At 60.7% G+C, this 18,084-nt stretch carries 10 protein-coding genes and 1 pseudogene; 1 reads left to right on the forward strand and 10 read right to left on the reverse strand.

Features of this window, described 5'->3' with window-relative positions; all coding sequences use genetic code 11:
• Nucleotide 1 precedes the first annotated feature (1 nt).
• Nucleotides 2-8,602, reverse strand: coding sequence for a S8 family serine peptidase (locus tag AB4Z37_RS11775; protein WP_441516913.1), 8,601 nt, complete (start codon nt 8,600-8,602; stop codon nt 2-4).
• A 52-nt stretch (nt 8,603-8,654) separates the two neighbouring features.
• Nucleotides 8,655-8,984 (reverse strand): hypothetical protein, encoded by a 330-nt coding sequence (locus AB4Z37_RS11780; protein ID WP_441516914.1) that lies wholly within the window; start codon nt 8,982-8,984, stop codon nt 8,655-8,657.
• Nucleotides 8,985-9,488: 504 nt separating this feature from the next.
• Here AB4Z37_RS11780 and AB4Z37_RS11785 point away from each other — a divergent pair.
• Nucleotides 9,489-10,258 (forward strand): annotated as a pseudogene (locus AB4Z37_RS11785) (IS3 family transposase); the annotation flags it as partial.
• Nucleotides 10,259-10,416: 158 nt separating this feature from the next.
• On the opposite strand, the gene AB4Z37_RS11790 reads toward AB4Z37_RS11785, so the two are convergent.
• From AB4Z37_RS11790 to AB4Z37_RS11825, 8 genes are all read right to left on the reverse strand, one after another.
• Nucleotides 10,417-10,563, reverse strand: coding sequence for a hypothetical protein (locus tag AB4Z37_RS11790; protein ID WP_441517050.1), 147 nt, complete (start codon nt 10,561-10,563; stop codon nt 10,417-10,419).
• Between the two features lie 18 nt (nt 10,564-10,581).
• Nucleotides 10,582-11,088, reverse strand: coding sequence for a hypothetical protein (locus tag AB4Z37_RS11795; protein WP_441516915.1), 507 nt, complete (start codon nt 11,086-11,088; stop codon nt 10,582-10,584).
• Nucleotides 11,089-11,187: 99 nt separating this feature from the next.
• Nucleotides 11,188-12,045 carry an imm11 family protein gene (locus AB4Z37_RS11800; RefSeq protein ID WP_441516916.1) on the reverse strand — a complete coding sequence of 286 codons (858 nt, stop codon included), beginning with the start codon at nt 12,043-12,045 and terminating at the stop codon, nt 11,188-11,190.
• A 292-nt stretch (nt 12,046-12,337) separates the two neighbouring features.
• A complete protein-coding gene (locus AB4Z37_RS11805; RefSeq protein WP_441516917.1) occupies nt 12,338-12,817 on the reverse strand; it encodes a hypothetical protein in 480 nt (159 codons plus the stop codon).
• A gap of 275 nt (nt 12,818-13,092) precedes the next feature.
• Nucleotides 13,093-13,563: a hypothetical protein gene (locus tag AB4Z37_RS11810; protein WP_441516918.1), complete on the reverse strand. Its 471-nt coding sequence runs from the start codon at nt 13,561-13,563 to the stop codon at nt 13,093-13,095.
• 463 nt (nt 13,564-14,026) lie between these two features.
• Entirely contained in the window at nt 14,027-14,530 is a 504-nt protein-coding gene (locus AB4Z37_RS11815; protein ID WP_441516919.1) for a helix-turn-helix domain-containing protein, read from the reverse strand.
• Nucleotide 14,531: 1 nt separating this feature from the next.
• On the reverse strand, nt 14,532-15,956 hold the full coding sequence (locus AB4Z37_RS11820) for an HlyD family type I secretion periplasmic adaptor subunit (protein ID WP_441516920.1): 1,425 nt from the start codon (nt 15,954-15,956) through the stop codon (nt 14,532-14,534).
• The gene (locus AB4Z37_RS11825) at nt 15,943-18,078 is read right to left on the reverse strand and encodes a type I secretion system permease/ATPase (protein WP_441516921.1); all 2,136 of its coding nucleotides are present in this window, start codon (nt 18,076-18,078) and stop codon (nt 15,943-15,945) included. Before AB4Z37_RS11825 ends, AB4Z37_RS11820 begins: the two co-directional genes overlap by 14 nt.
• Between the last annotated feature and the right edge of the window lie 6 nt (nt 18,079-18,084).

The following is an 18,084-nucleotide window of genomic DNA, read 5'->3' on the forward strand; positions in this document are numbered from 1 at the left end:
CCTAGCTGTGCCAGGCCGCGGCGATGGCCGTTTGCAGGGCCGCATCGTTGGGCGCCTGGGCAACCGCCGTCGGATTGAAGGCGGCATTGTTGGCAGAATATGTCGCCATCGCCTGCACGAGCTGGGAGACCTGGCTGTCGAGCTTCAGCCCACCTGCCGTGATCTCGGAGAGCTGGCTGGAGGACGCATTGAACCAACCGGCGACCATGACCTGGCTCGACGTACCCATCAGATCGATCTGCAGATCATTGTTCGACCGGACGAACCAGAGCTGCTGATCGGTGATGCCGGCAGCAAAATCGAGCTCGTTCGAGGCAGACACGTTGGTGCTGGCGCCGTTGACAATGATCGCCTGGCCGTTGCCGCGCGCGAACTGATAAACGTCAGATGTTCCCGACGCGATCAGCGTATTGACTCCGCTGCCGGCGATCAGCGTGCTGCCCACTCCCGACACCTTGGCGTTGGTCAACCCGATCAAGGTATCTCCGACGGTCGCGCCCGCCATCCTGGCGGTGCCGGTGCCAAGGTTGATCGTCTCATAGTTGCCGGTGTACCAGGCAACGCTCGAGGACTGGCTTGCCTGGAGGGACGATCCCAGGGCGTTGCCCACCAGGGTATCGCTCGCACCGGTGGCAACCAGCGTACCGGCGACCGCTCCCGCGATCAGCGTATCGCCCGCCCCCGACGCCATTGCGCTCGCAATGCCGATGAGGGTGTCGCTGGCGCTCGCACCATTGACGGCCGCCTTGCCGGTCGCGAGGTTGACCGTCAGATTGGCGATGCCGACATAGTCCGCGATCGCCGGTCCGCTGCCGGCCACGAGCGTATTGCCGCCGGCATTGCTCACCAGGGTCGACAAGCCGCTGCCTCCGATCAGGGTGGAGTTCGCTCCCGAGGCGATCAGGGTATCGCTGCCATAGATGCCGGACAGCGTGGTATTGCTGGCGGCGCTGGAGATCGTTCGGCTCCAGTTGGCGGTCAGCGCGGCCTGCACCGCACTAGCGGTCGGCATCGCGATCGCGGTCAGGGGATTGAAGCCGGAAGAGTTCTGGAAGGCCGTCATGGCCGTCGCCAGAGCCGAGACAGCTGCGGTGCCGATCTGCGAACCGTCTGCCAGCACCAGCGACGACAGCTGCGAATAGCCGTTGGCGAACCATCCCCGAACCGTCATCTGGGCCGGCTGGTTGATCACCTGGATCACGAGGTCGTAGCCGGATCTCGTGAACCACAGGTTGCGCGGATCGAGGCCGGCGGAGAGCTGCAGCTGGCCCGACGGCCCAGTGTTCGTCGCCACGCCGTTGATGATGACGTCGGCTCCATATCCCGATCGCCACTGATAGGTATCGCTGCCCCCATTGCCGACCAGCGTGGTGTTGCCGATACCGGGATCAAGCGTATCCTTGCCGCCGGTGCCGGTCAGAACCCCGGGCCCCCACAGGCTGGCCACACTCCCCTGCAACGCCGCCGGCATGGCGGTCGCCGTCTGCGGATTGAAAGTGGGGTTGCTCGCCTGATAGCTCGCCATGGCGGCCTGCAGCTGGCCGATGGCGCTGGTCGAGATCTGGGATCCGTCGCTGGCCACGATCCACTGCAGCTGAGCCGATGTGGTGGTGTACCAGCTCTTGACCGTCATTCGGGTCGACGTGCCGAGCATCTGCACAACCAGATCGCTACCCGAGCGGCTCAGCCAGACACCGCTCGGCGGCGCACCGACTGTGATTTCGCCGGACGCCGCTCCGCTGCCGGTGCCATTGAAGACGACGTCCTGGCCATAGTTCGCGCCGAGCACGTAGACGTCATAGCCCCCGCCGCCGATCAGCGTGTCGTTGCCGAGGTATCCGTCCAGCATGGAAAAGCTGCCATTGCCGGTCAGCGTGTCGTTGTAGCTGGAGCCCTGGACCTGAACCACGTTGGTCAGGATGTCCCCCTGGGCTGCTCCTCCGGTATTGACGCCAGTGGTGAGGTTCACGATCACAGCCGACGCCGAGGTGACGAACGCGACCTCGGTATTGGCGCTGTTGGCCGTGATCCTGTCGCCGCCATACATGCTGCCGACGATGTACTGGGTGTCGTAGGCCCCGATGATCGTGTTGAGATGGTAGAGCGAGCCATAGATGGTGTGGATGTTCTTGATCACCATCGTGTCGCCGAACCCGCTGGTGCCGGTCCCGGCGGCGAGATTGAGCGTCACCCCGTTCGGATTGCTGAAGAAATTCAGCGTATTGTAGCCTCCACCGCCATCGACATAGGTCAGCCCCTGGCCGTCGACGAAGGTATCGTTGCCGGCCGAGCCGATCACACGCTGAAAGCCGCTGATCGTATCCGAGGCCAGCGACCCGACGGTCGCCGCGCCGTTGAGGAAGTCGACCGTGACCGACGACGGGGCGGCGCTGTAGTCCAGCGTGTTGTTGTTCGCCGTTCCGCCGCGGAGGGTCTTGCCGCCCCAGGCGCTGATCGTGTCGCCATGGCTCGAGCCGACGATACTCTGCACATTGGTGATGGTATCACGGGCGGCCGCTCCGCCATTGATACCGGTCGCCAGGTTGATCACCACAGCCGAGCTCGCCCAGCTGAAATCAACCGTATTGTTGCCGATCGCGCTGCCGACCACAGTTGCAGCGCCGTCGCCCAGATAGAACACGTTGCTCGAACCGCCGCCGATGAAGGTGTCGCTGCCAACCTTTCGCGGCAGGCCATTGGTGCCGCCCGCAAAGAACGTGTTGGTGGCGGAACCACCGTAGATCGTATCGTTGCCCGTGCCGGCGACGAACGTATCGGCATCGGCGTTGCCATGGACGATGGAAGTTCCATCGCCGAGATACACCCAGTCGACATGGGTCCCGGCGGCGATGGTCAGCGCCTTGCCGCCGATCGTGCTGTCGGTGCTGCCCGCCGCGAGATTGAGATTGAGCGCGCCGGTCGTGGCCGCGAGGTTGATGATGTCGGCGGTGCCGTTGGGCTCCTGCAGGATGGAGCGGCTGCCTCCCGCGAGCTGTGCATATTCATCCGTGTAGATGAAGGTCTGCGGCGTCGCGGAGCTGGTGCTGCTGCCGTAGATCGTGGCGTTGACGCCAGCGAGCGTGCCGACCGGCGTGGTGCCTGCCGCATAGCAGACCTGGAGCTTCCAGGTGCCGCCGCTGAGTTCGCCCCAGTCCTTCACCGTGTCGAACGTGAAGTCGAGGTTCTGTGGCGCGTCGGTGCCCTGCTGGCCGGTGGTGTTGCCCTCGCGATTGATCAGGGTGCTCGTCTCGCCGCTCGGCGCGATCAGCTTGACGATGAGATCGCTCATGCGCACGCCGACGAGGTTGAGCTCGACATCGACATGTTCGACGCGCACGCCAGAGGCAAAGGTCAGGTTGATCGCCGGCGTCGACGCCCCCTGGTCGACCGGGATGACGTAGTTGAGCGGCGTCGCCGTGCTCGCCGAAGTACTGAACTTGCCTTGCTGGACGTTCAGCGACTGCTCGTTCCCCGCAATGTTCACCGTCTGCCAGGTCGCGGCCAGCCGGACGGCCGCATGGGCGTCCACCTCGCCATAGCCATAGTCCTCGCTGGTGTGGAGACCGCCGCCGTTCCAGTTGGTGGCACCGTTGAAGCTCCATGTCGCGCTGTTGGGATCGACCTTGACCGCGGAATAGGCCAGGATCTGCTGGATGTCGCGGTAGCCCAGCGAGGGATTGGCCTGCAGCATCAACGCGACCACGCCCGAAACGATCGGCGTCGCGAACGACGTGCCCTGGGTCGTCTGGTAGTTGGCGCCAAACTGCTGGCCGAAGTCGTTGGTGTAGGTGACGCCGGTTGAGGTCACATTGTTGGCCGGCGCCGACACCAGGATCGAGGCCCCCGCCTCGCTGAAGGGCAGCCCCGAGATCACCAGCGAGCCGAGATTGGTGGCGGCATTGATGCCGCCGACCGTGATGCCATAGCGCGAGTTGGTCTCGTTGATATCCTCAGCCGAACGGCCCTTCGCCCGATCGTTGCCGCCAGCGAACACCAGCACCGTGCCGAGACCCTGCCGGCCCTGGGTGACCGCATCGACGAAGGCCTGCTTGTAGCTGGCGTTGCCGATGAAGTTGTCGACGAAGGCCGGGCTGAAGCCCCAGCTGTTGTTGACGACGTCGTAATTCTTCCAGAGACGGAGGTTGTTGAGGTTCTGTGTCGCGTCGGTTGGCAGCGCCACGCTGTGGATGGTTGCATTATAGGCGACACCGACCGCGCCGCTGCCGTCGCGCGCGGCGCCGATCACACCGGCGACCAGCGTCGCATGGGTGCCGAGCTGCTCGACGCCAGGGCTGCCGTCCAGCCTGGTCGAGGTGCCGGCATTCGACGCAAGATCCGGGTTGGCAAAATTGACGTTGCCGGAAGGATCGAACACGGCAACATTGACACCCGCGCCGGTATAGTCGCGCCAGGCCGCCAGCACATTGGTCGCCGGCAGATACCATTCGGAGTCGAACAGCGTATCGGTCGGCATGTCCGGCGTATTGATATAGACCGCGCCGGTCATCTCGGCCGTGTTGGCGGTGCCGACCTGCTGGACGATGGCGCCGTTGTTCCCCTTGTTGTCCTGGATGTGGTAGCGGAAGCTCGGCACGCCGCTGTAGCCTGCACCCGGCGTAAAGGTGATGGTGGCCCCGTCCGAACTCAGCGCAACTGTGCCGCCGTTGACCTGCCCCGACGCACCACGGGCGATCGCGTTGCCGTTGTTGTCGAGCAATTCGCGGATCGACAGCGGATTGCCGGCATAGTCAATGTCGTTGGCGAGCAGCGTCGAGGCGGCGATGACCCACTGGCCCGAGGCGTTAGTCGTGACCTGGCTGGTGTTGGCGGTGTAAAGACGGTCGCTGACCGGCATACCGGCGGTGCTGGCGAGCGGCACCTGGCTGATATCCTTGAAATCCAGGTCCGTGACGTTCTTCATCGTCACCGTCCCGTCGCCGTCCATATTGTTGATATTGGTGACGGTGATGGTGCCATCGGCATTTTGGGCGACGCTGTAGTCCGCGTAGGAGCCGTGGAAGCCGACGACCGAGAAGCCATTGGCGTTGCCGATCACGGTCAGCTTGCCCGTGCCGGCATAGACCTCCGCATTGTTGGTACCGAGCATGACGATATCGTTGCCGGGTCCGGCGAAGATGACATCGCTCGCGCCCGGGTGCTTGGCGCCCCAATAGGTCTGTGACTGGGGGCTGGCCGCAACCGTCTGCAGCGCCACGTCGCGGGTCTGTCCGGCATTGAGCGCCGAGACGAAGCTGTTCAGCTCCGTCGCGTTCGGCGCCCGTCCAAGCAGCCCCTGGAAGATGGCATTGGTAAACTGGGTGTTGTTCAGGCTGCCAAAGAGCGCCTGCCCGGCCATACTGCTGAGGATCGCCGCCGCAAGCGAGGTCTGTGTCAGCGAGCCGTTGTTAAGGCCGGCCACGTCAGCGGTGAAGCTCGCGAGATCCGCTTCCCGACCCAGCACGCCATTGAACAGCCGCTCGACATAGGCGGCATTCGAGGAGGCGCCGGCATTGACATAGGAAGGCTGCGTCGCCGCCGAGAGGCCCGAGCCGCCATAGATCACATCATTGCCGCGCCCGGCATGCACCACGCCGCCGCCCGCGCCGAGCTCGATCAGATCATCGCCAGTGCCGCCCGAAATCGCCGCAGATGCCGCCCCGCCGATGATGATGCTGTTGCCGCTGCCCGCCTGGATGAACACATTCCAGGTAGTGCCGGAGGCATTGATGATGTCGCCGCCGGCCCCGCCGATCACCTCCTGCAGGTTGGCTTTCGCCATATCGATGGTGACGCCCTGGGTGCCGACCACCTTGGCGATATTGAAGCTGTTCGCGCCGGTGCCGCCATGCACCACCGTGGTCGGATTGACCAGGAACACGTTGGTGCCGCCGCCACCGGTCAAAGTATCCGCACCGGTGCCGCCGCCGAGCCAGTATGTGCCAGTGTCCGAGGCCGCGACTGTGATGACGTCGTTCTGGTTCGAGCTGAGCGCAGCCGTAATGCCGGACACGACCACCACCTGCCCGGTGGTGGTGTCCGTCAGCTTGCCGCCCTGGATCGTATACGAATGCCCCGAACTGTTCTCGGCGACGAACGTCGTGGCCCTGGTCGGGCCGCCTTCGGACAGCGACGTCACGATCTCGCCACCACTGCCGGTGCTGACAGTGGCTCCGATACTGTTGTTCTGAAAATTGACGGCTGCGGCCTGGCCCGTGGTGCCATCGCTCCTGGTGTAAGTCGTGCGGTTGGTCACCACGCTGCCGTTGATGTTCTCGCCGAAATTGCCGCTCCCCTGCAGACCGATCGACGCGATTCCGAGCGACGCGAGGCTGACGATTTCCCCTGAATCGCTGACGCCGTTGTGGTTGGCGTCGTTCCACACCATGATCTCGTTCCAATAGGAGACCCCAGTCGCGGAGTCGATGGCCGCGGTTTGCGCGCTGAACACCGTGTAGGGTTTGCCGGTGGTCGGGTCGGTCTTGACCAGACTTGCGAGAGCCCCGAGCCCGTCAACGTATTTGGCCGGCGTCGGGCCCGCATTAAGAAACTGCGAAACCGTCTGGGTGATATTCGTGATCGGCTTGACGATACCCGAGGCTTCAAACACCAGCATCGCCGTCCCGCCCTGCATCCAGGCGGTCTGATGCTGCAGTCCATCCGGCGTCGTGGTCGGATTGCCGTTGGCATCAGGTATGACATTCGTATCGAAATAGACCGGACTCTTGATCCAGCTGGATACGCCAATGCCGGCACCAGTGAGATCGATCAGGAGCGGATCGGTGAAGCTCGGCGTCGGGTTGGTCCAGATATTGGAGCCCGTCAATGCCCAGTATGGCACCTGCGAACCAGGCAGCGTCGTCGATCCCGCTGATGTATTCAGCCAGTCCGTCGCCGCCGGGATATTATTGAAAGAACTAAGGATGCTTTGGTAGTACGGCCGGTAGAGTGCGTTAGCAATCGAAGACGAAGACAGGCTCGCTAGATCGGTACCGGCTTGGCCAGCGGCGCTGATGATGACGCCGCCGATGGCATAGATGACATTATTACCGGAAAATGGCGTCCCGTCTCCGCCGGAGCCGAAGCTCATCTGCCCGACCTGAGCGAGCTGCTGCACTTCAGCAGACAGCAGCCCGTTGTTCAGTGGCACACTTGGCGACGGCGAAGACACAAACCCGTTTGACGAAATCAATCCAAGCAAACCGGCCGTATCAATGCTGATGCTCGAGACCGGAGCGGCAATGACCTTGCCAAAAAGCAAATTTCTGTAGGACTCGAATGTCGTCCAATCGCTAAACGAAACAACACTACCGTTACTGAATGTAGCTGCGACTATCCCCTCGTGTGGATCGAGAGGTCCGTTTGTATCGATTCCAGTAACCGTTGTTGTATATTTTATAAGGCTAATCGGGGCATCCTGCGGATCCGCGGACGCTGTCTGCATCGTCAAACCAGTTGTGACGTCGTAAGTGAATTTACGCGATCCGCCTTGCGAGTAATCCAGTTCAATTCCACCGCCAGGAACGGCTTTGATCGTCGAGACACCATCGCCCTCGCCATTGTTGAACCGCAGTCCCGGTTGATTCGACAGGCCATAGATACCCACAACTCCATTTTCCGCTCCCGGCAGCGATCGATACAAGACCGAGCCATCCTTACCAACGAACAACGTCACGGCGCCTGCTGGCAGGGTTCCGACACCAGCGTTTAACGATAAGGATAGAACTTGCGAAAAATCGATTTTACCAAGGTATTGACCGAATGCAGCGCCCCAGTTGTTCTTGATCGCAGCAACCTGACTCTGCCATTGCGATGCCGTGAACGTCCCGCCTTGCGTCTCCAACATGTCTCCCGCAAGAATGGAAAGGTTATCGGGGAGCGTGAGCGTTTGTCCTGGAGATACGTTGTTTGCTCCCCAAAGGCTCGGATTCGCGGCGAGAAGCTCGTAGGGACTAATGCCGAATGCTTGAGCCAAATCAGTGATCACCGAAGGATCATTCGCTCCGACTGTATATGTGAATTGCTTTTGCCCCTGCACGAACTTTGTCGAACCTGACAGGCTTACATTCGGCACAAGGGGGGAATAGCTCCTATTGGCATCAAACTGACGCAATGCCCCACTAAAAGCACTGTTGAACTGCTCAACTGTCGGACTTGTCGCGCCGCTTCGAAGATCAATGTCACCACGCGGCGGCAATCCGTTCTGAACCAACCAACGATCCTGAATAACCTGCGCTTGCTGTTCGATATTTAAACTTCCAAAACTCTGAGCAGAATTCAGAGAATAGTAGTACGCATTAGGAATATAACTCGTACCAAACTGCATAATCAGTTTCAGACCTTCCGCATACGTATCAAGCCCCTGAACCTGATGCTGCCACACGTGAGCAGCTTCATGCACAAACCACGCTTTAAAATCGAGCCCCGCGCGAGAGAAGTCATCTTGGTACAACGAAGATGGAAACGATATATTGTTATTGTGGGTTATGGCGATATCACTGCCCACCCCTCCAGAGGACACTCGTACAGCTGCATAATCCAGACTATTGCCATAAACGGAATAGAGCAGCGTGATTTCACCCGAGGTGAGCGAACGGCCGGCCATAAAATATCTCCTGATCTTATAAAATCGATATATTGATCACGAATCCGAGACTTCACTCCAAACGCATCTCGGCATTCACGGTGAACTCCCTCACGATCACCAAGGCTTTTGCTTGAGCGCTCGTCTCGCCGGAGCGACGCACATAAATATCCGCCTCGAAGAAATAATTTCCTGGCGAAAGCGCCACTGGCCCAATCTCATGCCTCATGCCATCGATATGAGATCCGTACTTGATAGGCCACTTGATCGATGGATAGCTCCACGATGGAGACGGTATCCGCGTGACGCGCCAAACCGTCGTCTCGATGAGGCGGCCTTCACTCCCGCTCTCTCTCTTATTTACGACCAAGTCGCCAAGCTCTATGGCGACGACATTTTCCATATCCACCCTACTCGGAAGATAGAAAACGATCTCATTGCCACTTTGCGCGACTACCGCGCCCATCCTCTCGGTAAGGCGATCGCCTAGATAGCATCCGGAAAGAGCACCCGTCGCCGGCACCGCAAGAGCGAGATATACGCTTCGCAGCACCCTCCCCCACGACCTCCAGAGTTCAGCCCTCACAGCGATCTACCTTCCAACGCTTCAGTAATCCGCGGCGGCCGCAGTGAGTTTTTTACATTCATCAGCCGCGCCTCACTTCAACAGGCCAGCCCCAATCTAATCGCCGTTAAATTCCACCATAACATCGCGCCCGAACAGGTCGATTCCTGCGATTATTTTCACTCATATTCTGGCGAGAGATCCGCGCGCCCTCGTAACAGGGATCCGCGCTTACCATCTCGTTGAGGAATGCATCATGCCATTATGGGCCATGAAATTGACCTTGCCCCACAGGCTTAATCCAGATTGAAGTTCGCTCTGGCCCCAAACGAGGACCAGAGCATGAAGCGCAGCCGCTTTTCGGAAGAGCAGATCATCGGGATTTTGAAGGAGCACGAGGCCGACGCTTCGGTGGCCGATCTGTGCCGCAAGCATGGCGTCAGCGACGCCAGCATCTACAAGTGGAAGGCAAAATTCGGCGGGCGGGAGGTCTCGGAGGCTAAGCGGCTGAGAACGCTGGAGGATGATAACGCGCGGCTGAAGCGGTTGCTGGCCGACGTCATGCTCGACAACGTCGCGCTGAAGGATTTGCTGGGAAAGAAATGGTGACACCCGCGACCAAGCGGAAAGCTGTCGCCCATCTGCACGATGCATTCGAGATAAGCGAACGGCGGGCGTGAAAAGCCATCGGCTGCTGCCGCATGACCATGAGATACCAGAGGGCCCGGACAGACGATACCGCCCAGCGCCAGCGCATGAAGGCGATTGCCCATGAACACCGCCGCTTTGGCTATCGGCGCCTGCATGTTCTGCTCAAGCGGGAAGGCTATGCCATCAACCACAAGAAGTTGTTCCGGCTCTATCGGGAAGAGAAGCTCGCAGTGCGCCGCCGTGGCGGCCGCAAGCGGGCGATCGGGACCCGGGCGCCGATGACGGTGCCGACGGCACCGAACGAGCGCTGGTCGCTCGACTTCGTGTCGGATCAGCTCACCGATGGCCGTCGCTTCCGCATCTTGACGGTCGTCGATGATTGCACCCGCAAGTGCCTCGCGTTGGTGGCTAACACCTCGCTGTCCGGCGTCCGGGTGGCGCGGGAACTGGACCAGCTGCTGATCGCCGCCGCAAGCGAGGTCTGTGTCAGCGTGCCGTTGTTGAGGCCGGCGACATCAGCTGTGAAGCTCGCGAGATCCGCCTCCCGACCGAGCGCGCCATTGAACAGCCGCTCGACATAGGCCGCATTCGAGGAGGCGCCGGCATTGACATAGGAAGGCTACGTCGCCGCGGAGAGACCTGAGCCGCCATAGATCACGTCGTTGCCGCGCCCGGCATGCACCACGCCGCCGCCCGAACCAAGCTCGATCAGATCATCTCCAGTGCCACCCGAAATTGCCGCGGATGCCGCCCCGCCGATGATGATGTTGTTGCCACTGCCGGCCTAGATGAACACATTCCAGGTGGTGCCAGAGGCATTGATGATGTCGCCGCCCGAGCCACCGATCACCTCCTGCAGATTGGTCTTCGCCATATCGATGGCAACACCCTGTGTCCCGACCACCTTGGCAATATTGAAGCTGTTGGCACCGGTGCCGCCATGCACCACAGTGGTCGGATTGATCAGAAATACGTTGGTTCCGCTACCGCCCGTCAAGGTGTCGGCACCAGGGCCGCCGCCGAGCCAATAAGTGCCGGTGTCAGAGGCAGCGACCGTGATGACGTCGTTCTGGTTCGAGCTGAGCGCAGCCGTGACGCCGGAGGTGACCACCACCTGCCCGGTGGTGGTGTCGGTCAGCTTTCCGTTCTGGATCGTGTACGAATGCCCCGAGGTGTTCTCGGCAACGAATGTTGTGGCCTTGGTCGGGCCGCCTTCGGACAGTGACGTCACGATCTCGCCGCCACTGCCGCTGCTGACGATATTGCCGATGCTGTCGTTCTGGAAGTTCACCGCAGCAGCCTTGCCTGTCGTCCCATCACTGCGGGCACGACAAATCCTCCCAGTCAAATCACCTGGCGTCACTTCGAAATTATGGAAATGTACTGGCGGCTATTTCTGTATAGGCTGGTATTCGAACCCGCTGATATCGTTTGCCGACATAGCGTCGACCATCACATCGTCCACGATCAATTTGCTATCGGCATATTTGAGCCGGAATGCGTGGGCCATACCAACCACTTCGGGTTTCATTCGCACGTCGATCAAGGCAGCATACGCCCTAATTCCAGTAAGATGGTCCTGGTAGCGCACAACGGAATGCTCTTCGTCAACGCAATCCAAGACACGTGTAATGTAACAAAACCATCGATCAGGACCGGGCTCGGGAAAATTGCTATAATCAACAACAACTCGTTGAAAGCCGAACGCCGCCGAATCAACTCGCTCGAACAGCCGCTTCAAGCGATCAGATATCAACCAGATCCCAAGCGTGATCGGGTCCGCGTCGGGAATTGCCCCACGTCGCCCCTTCCGATCGTACCGAATCTGAGGCGGCTCTGAAAACCGGTAACCTCGAAATGGCAGACTTCGGTCGGGCCTAAAGCCAACGCTTTGCGCAGCTTCGTTCACCCACTGCCTGACCGGCTTCTTGTTCGCTATATTGAAATCTACTTCGAGAGAGAAATGTCGCCGCGCTCCTGGCGCCTCATCAATACCATGATCCATAGTAAAGTTCCTTAGTCGACTCTGCCGGGACTGGGGGAAAGCCTGCGCCACTTCCTCAGAAGTTCCCCTCTTGCCAGAGCCACAATCTAACCGAACAATCGCCTCGACCGCCATAGCAAGTCTCCCGACTTTACTGCCTTGACGCCGATTGTTGGCGTCAGAGATACGCATCGCATGCAGCGACAGAGTGAAGTCCAACACAAGTTCTGAACAGGTCGATTCCTGCGAATATTCTCGTTCCACGTTCTAATATGCACCCTGCGCACCGGCACGAACGTCGCTAGGCGGCTTGTAACGCGCGCACACGCGATCCCCCGAATGCGACTGGCAGTGTCCAATGCCACCGCTGCCCAGTTCCCTTTTCACAACACACACCGGCTCGTCCTTACCCTCCCCCGAAGCGCCACCACCGAACAGGTCGATTCTTGCGATTATTTTCACTCGCGCTTCGATGAACGCCGCGCTTGCGTCTACCGATGAGCTTACCGCCGAGACTTTTACCGAGGTTTCATACATAAGGAACGCGCTAGGTCGCTTAGGACACGATGACGTACCGCACGCCGGACCACACGAAGATGAAGGCGCACGACAATAGCAGCGCCTCAACGCAATTCTTTGACCTACTTTCTGGACATCGCCAATCGTTCTGTTCATCGACCAAAGCGCGGATCATCATGTATCCGCTGAATGTCATCGCGGCTAAAAAGACGTATCCAAAAATTGCGAGCACTATGGCATCCTGGGGAAACAGCCATATTGCCATGATCAGCATGAATAGCTTGGCAAGAAGTAGAGTACCCCTGCTAACACCAGATTCAGCGCCATTGCCCAAGAGGCAGCCAACCCAAACAAGAAACTCTGCCCCTGCAATCAGCGTGGCGACAGGTAGCGAGAGGCAATAGAAAGGAGGGATCAGCAAGCGCCTCCCCCAGGAGGGTTTCTTTGGGAGCCGCTCCAATACCGCAAGCCCCAGAGACAAGGAGAACAGCACTATCAGCGGCATCCAGTAGGCCACCTCAACTATAACCTTCCGTGACATTATGGCACGCAAATCTATTATTCACCATTTCGCGCACCTTTAAGTAAGCACAAAAGCACGCTCGACAACGCATCGCAGGCATAGCATTGACTTCCGATTCATTACTGTCGTCTCGATCATGCCACTCTCACCGCGTCGCCCCCCTTACTTCCGCCGAAGCGCCTGCCCTGCGCCAATCTTCAGACGCGATTGAATGACGCAAAGAAAATCCGAAGCCAACCATCTATGGCAAGAGTGATGGAAAGACAGGTCTATCGAACGGCATCGCCAGGCCGACGCTCGTTGCGTTCGATCAATGGAAGCTGCGTCTGCGCCTTTTGCGCAAGAAGGCCGCTGAAGCACGCAGAAAAATCAAAATGGCGGGAAAGAGATCTCTCGATCCTGGCCTCAGATCGATCAGTGATCGCCCGCTTGATCTCCGGACTTCCTTCAAATACGCGGCGCCGCATTCGCCAGAAATCGACAAACTCGATAGCGTCCCGCTCATCCTCATCCATGAACGCAACAGCAGGCGACACCGTCTCCTCGAAGCCGTCGACTTTGACCCACCGCCAAGCGCCCGAGGCGTAGACAAAATGCTTTCGATAGGAAAAGGCCTGTAAACGGTTTTTGTTTTTTCCAGGAACAACCGCAACACCACGGCATACGCTTTCGCAGGCCCTTCCTCGAATATGAGCGTATAACGCGGCCGATCGACCACCCAGGGCAAATGCAGCAGCCAAACGGTTTTCGGCACGCTCTGCCCACGACGCATCTTGTCGGCGACGTAAAAAGTAACGTTCTGCCGCTCTCTCTTCTGCAAGAAAGACAAATCGCCTTGTGGCTGCACCTCGCGCGGCCGCAACCCTAACCCAGCAGGAAAAATCTCTTCACAATCGGGACCATGCTGAGCCGTAGCCGACGCAACGTGAATGAGACCGGCCACGACAACGAATAAAAGAAATGACAGTGGACGCGGCAATGCATGTGACGCCAGCCCTCGAAACCGACGGCCGGCATTTCCGTATCCCAATCGGCCAATCGCGCACCGAACTTGACGGGCCGCTCGATCGACAGAAGGGAGACACGATACGGCCGTCGGCGGGGCGAAGAGGACAGCTCTCACGGGAAAATTCATCGCTCTTGCGCTCAAAAGCGGTCTGGCGCGTTGCTGCTGCCTGCGCCCGATGAACAGGAGCTACTGCGTCAATCCGCGAGCAGATGCAGATCGTTCGATCCCTTACAATTCCGCTGGAGGCGATCGTCCGCTGGACCAGCCGGAGCACCCGGATACAGTTCAGACGGACGACGGCCGATATGCCTGCGGAACTGGCGCCTGAAATGTCTCATATTGGAGAAGCCGACCTGTCCGGCGACCTCCTCCAGCGAGCGGCTCTCTTCAGCCAGGAGTTGCGCCGCCTTCCACATCTTGCGCCGCAAAACGAAGAGGTGCGGGGTGATCCCCAGCGCCGCCTTGAAACGATGACTGAAGTGTGACGGGCTCATCCCGAGCTCAGAGGCCAGACGCGTGATCGGGAGCGCCTCGGCGATGTTGGCGTCGACCAGGACCTGAATGCGATGCAGCTGCGGCTTGCCAAGCGGCCGGCTGTCGCGCTTGAGAGCAGCCGCCGGCGGAGGGATCGTACAAATCAACGGCATGAGCGTCTTGCATTTGAGCATCAACAGCACGATGCACGAAAGAACTCCCATATTACCGCTCCCTCGCTGCTTCCTGCCGAACTCGCAGCAACGGTGACAGCATGTATTCGATGACGCGGCGGCGGCCGGTCTTGATCTCCGCCGTCACGGCCATGCCGGGCTCCAGCCTGGTAAAGCCCTGCTCGGTCTGGATGCCGGCCTGCTTCAACGCGATGTGCGCCACATACGCCGGTTGCCGGGCCTGGCGCTCCTCTTCGCCACGCGCAAGGGCCGGATCGGACGCGCGATCCCTGCGATCTGAGGCGCCGGCATCGGGGGCAACGACATCGCGGCTGATTGTCGTAACCGTCCCGTGCAGGAGGCCGTAGCGGGTGAAGTTGAAGGTCTCGACCTTGACCTCGACGTCCTGCCCCGCGTGCACGAAGCCAATGTCCTTGTTGGCAAGGTTCGCCTCGATCTCCAATCGCGCCTCGCGCGGAACGATCACCATCAGCTGTTGCGCGGGCGTCACCACCCCGCCGATGGTATGCACCGCGAGCTGCTGCACGGTGCCATCGAGCGGCGCGCGCAGGGTCTGCAGTTCGCGCCGCTGCGCCGCCTTCACCGCATCCTCACCATGCTCGTTGGCCTGGATCTTGGCCTTCGCCAAGTCCGATAGCAGCGACTTGCGGAATTCAGCTTCGGCCTGAATGCGCTGCCGTCCGATCGCCTCAAGCGCCTGCGTTACCTCGTCGAGGCGATGGCGTTCCGCGACAAGCTGGTGTTGCTGCTCGACATATTGCTGCTCGGTCTGCAGGAACAGCAGCTTCGAGCCGAACTCGATGTTCATCGCCTTTTCGCGGATATCCCGCTGCCCCTGCAGGATCGGCAGCACCGCCTCGATCTTCTCGATCACGGCCTTGGCCTGCGCGGCTTCGGCGCGCTTCTGGTCGATCTGGCGATCCAGGCTCGCCAGCTTCGCCTCCTGTTCGGCCGCCTGCGCCTCCATCTGACGCCGCGCGGCCTCCGCAAGCTGAGCATCGCTCCCGGGCGGCAGTACAAAGCCGGCGCGATCGCCACTCAATAACGCATCGAACCGGGCGATATCGAGCCGATCCTGCTGCAGGTTCCTGGTGAGGCGTCGAAGATCCGCCTCGTTCGCTGTTGGATCGAGTTCGACCAGCACATCGCCGGCCGCGACCGCCTGCCCTTCGACGACATGAATGGCCCTGACGACGCCGGTCTCGAACGGCTGGATGACCTTGGTGTTGCCGGTTGGAATGATGCGCCCGCTTGCCGTCGCGATGATATCGATCCAGCCGAAGCACGCCCAGAGCACGGCAAGGCAGAAGAAACCGATGATGGTGGCGCCAATGGCGCGGCCGACCGGGGATGCTGGGGTCTCGACCACCTCCAGCGCCGCCGGCAGAAACTCCAGCTCGTCGCGACGACCTGCAGTGGCGCGCAGCGGGATCACGGTGGCTTCAGCCGACTTCATGCAGGCCCGCCTGGAGACGATGGAGGTTGGCATAGCGGCCGTTGGTGCGCACCAGCTCGTCATGGTGGCCGTCTTCGACCAGACGGCCGCGCTCCAGCGTGATGATGCGATCGGCACGACGCACGGTGGACAGCCGATGGGCGATGATCAGGACCGTGCGCCCCTGCGCGATGCGCCGCATGTTCTCCTGCACGATGCGCTCGCTCTCATAGTCGAGGGCGCTCGTCGCCTCGTCGAAGATCAAGATGCGCGGATTGCCGATCAGCGCCCGGGCGATGGCGATGCGCTGGCGCTGGCCGCCCGACAGGCTCGCACCACGCTCGCCCACCACGGTATCGTAGCCCTGCGGCAGCTCGAGGATGAAGTCGTGGGCGCCAGCAAGCTGCGACGCGGCGACGACGGCGTCCATCGGCATCGCCGGATCGGCCAGCGCGATGTTGTCGCGGATCGAGCGGTTGAACAGCACGTTTTCCTGCAGCACCACTCCCACCTGCCGCCGCAACCAGCCGACGTCGACCATGGCAAGGTCGACCCCGTCGATCAGGATGCGGCCGCTTTCCGGCACGTAGAGCCGCTGCACGAGCTTTGTCAGCGTCGACTTGCCCGAGCCGGAGGAGCCGACAATGCCGACCACTTGCCCGGCAGGCACCTGCAGCGAAACGTCGTGGAGAACCTGCGGCCCGTCTATCCGGTAGCGGAACGCAACATGCTCGAAGCTGATGGCGCCACGGATCGCCGGCGGGCTGGTGCGCCCGGGGGCATGGCTGGGTTCGGGGGCGGTGTTGAGGATATCGCCGAGACGAGCGACCGACAGGCGCGCCTGATGGAAGTCCTGCCACAGCTGGGCGAGGCGAAGCACCGGCTGGGCGACGCGACCGGCCAGCATGTTGAAGGCGACGAGCTCACCGACCGTGAGTGCACCATCGATCACGAGATATGCGCCGAAATACAGCGTCAGCGCCGTCACCAGCTTGTTGATCAGCTGCACGCCCTGGCTCGCCCAATTGCCGAGGGACAGCACACGGAAACTCGCGGTGACATAGCCGGCGAGCTGCTCCTCCCAGCGCCGCTGCATCTGCGGCTCCACCGCCATGGCCTTCAGCGTCTCGACACCGGTGACACTCTCGACCAGGAAGGCCTGATTTTCCGCGCCACGGTTGAATTTTTCGTCGAGCCGGGTGCGGAATACCGGCGTCACGGCAAGCGACAGCGCGATATAGAACGGGAACGAGCCGATCACGATCCAGGTGAGCGACGGCGCGTAGCAGAACATCACGGCCAGGAAGACGATGGTGAAGAACAGGTCCAGCACCAGCGTCAGCGCCGAGCTGGTAAGGAAATTGCGGATGTTTTCGAGCTCGCGCACCCGCGCAACGGAATCGCCGGTGCGGCGGGCCTCGAAATAGGCGATCGGCAGCGCCATCAGGTGGCGAAACAGTCGCGCGCCAAGCTCGACATCGATGCGGTTGGTGGTATGGGCGAACACATGGGTGCGCAGCGCCGCCAGTACTGTCTCGAACACCGACACCGTGACGAGGCCGATCACCAGCACATCGAGTGTGGTGAGGCCGCGGTGCACCAGTACCTTGTCGATCACCACCTGGAAAAACAGCGGCGAAATCAGCGCGAACACCTGCAGAAAGAACGATGCGACGAAGACTTCGCCGAGCAATCGGCGATACTTGTGCATCGCCTGCAGGAACCAGCCGATATCGAAATGCCGCGCGAGGTCCGCAAGGTTCGCCCGCCGCGTCATCAACACCAGCTGGCCATTCCAGACGCTCAGGAAATCCGCACGGTTCATCAGTTGCGGACGACCACTCAGGGGATCCTGCACCAGTGCCCCATCCGCCGTGACTTTGCCGAGCACAACAAAGCCGCCATCGGAGCGCACAATGATCGCTGGTAGCCTGATCTTCTCAAGCCGCATCCAATCGCAGGTGACGAGCCGCGCTTTCAACCCGAGTTCGCGCGCACAGCGCAGCATTTCGTTGGTACCGACACAGACGCCACCCAACCGATGCCTGATCTGTCCGGGATCAGCGGCAATGCCATGAAAGCGCAACAGTAGCGCCAGACAGGCAAGCCCCGTGTCGAAAGTGTCGTCGGTTGCCGTTGCCATGCGCCA

The organism is Bradyrhizobium sp. 2TAF24 (genome assembly GCF_052115025.1).
Lineage (GTDB): Bacteria > Pseudomonadota > Alphaproteobacteria > Rhizobiales > Xanthobacteraceae > Bradyrhizobium_A.

Bases quoted from the DNA above. Each gene is read 5' to 3' on its own strand.
- AB4Z37_RS11775 (WP_441516913.1), bottom strand. From the start codon at position 8,602: ATGGCCGGCCGTTCGCTCACCTCGGGTGAAATCACGCTGCTCTATTCC.
- AB4Z37_RS11780 (WP_441516914.1), bottom strand. From the start codon at position 8,984: ATGGAAAATGTCGTCGCCATAGAGCTTGGCGACTTGGTCGTAAATAAG.
- AB4Z37_RS11815 (WP_441516919.1), bottom strand. From the start codon at position 14,530: ATGGGAGTTCTTTCGTGCATCGTGCTGTTGATGCTCAAATGCAAGACG.
- AB4Z37_RS11820 (WP_441516920.1), bottom strand. From the start codon at position 15,956: ATGAAGTCGGCTGAAGCCACCGTGATCCCGCTGCGCGCCACTGCAGGT.
- AB4Z37_RS11825 (WP_441516921.1), bottom strand. From the start codon at position 18,078: ATGGCAACGGCAACCGACGACACTTTCGACACGGGGCTTGCCTGTCTG.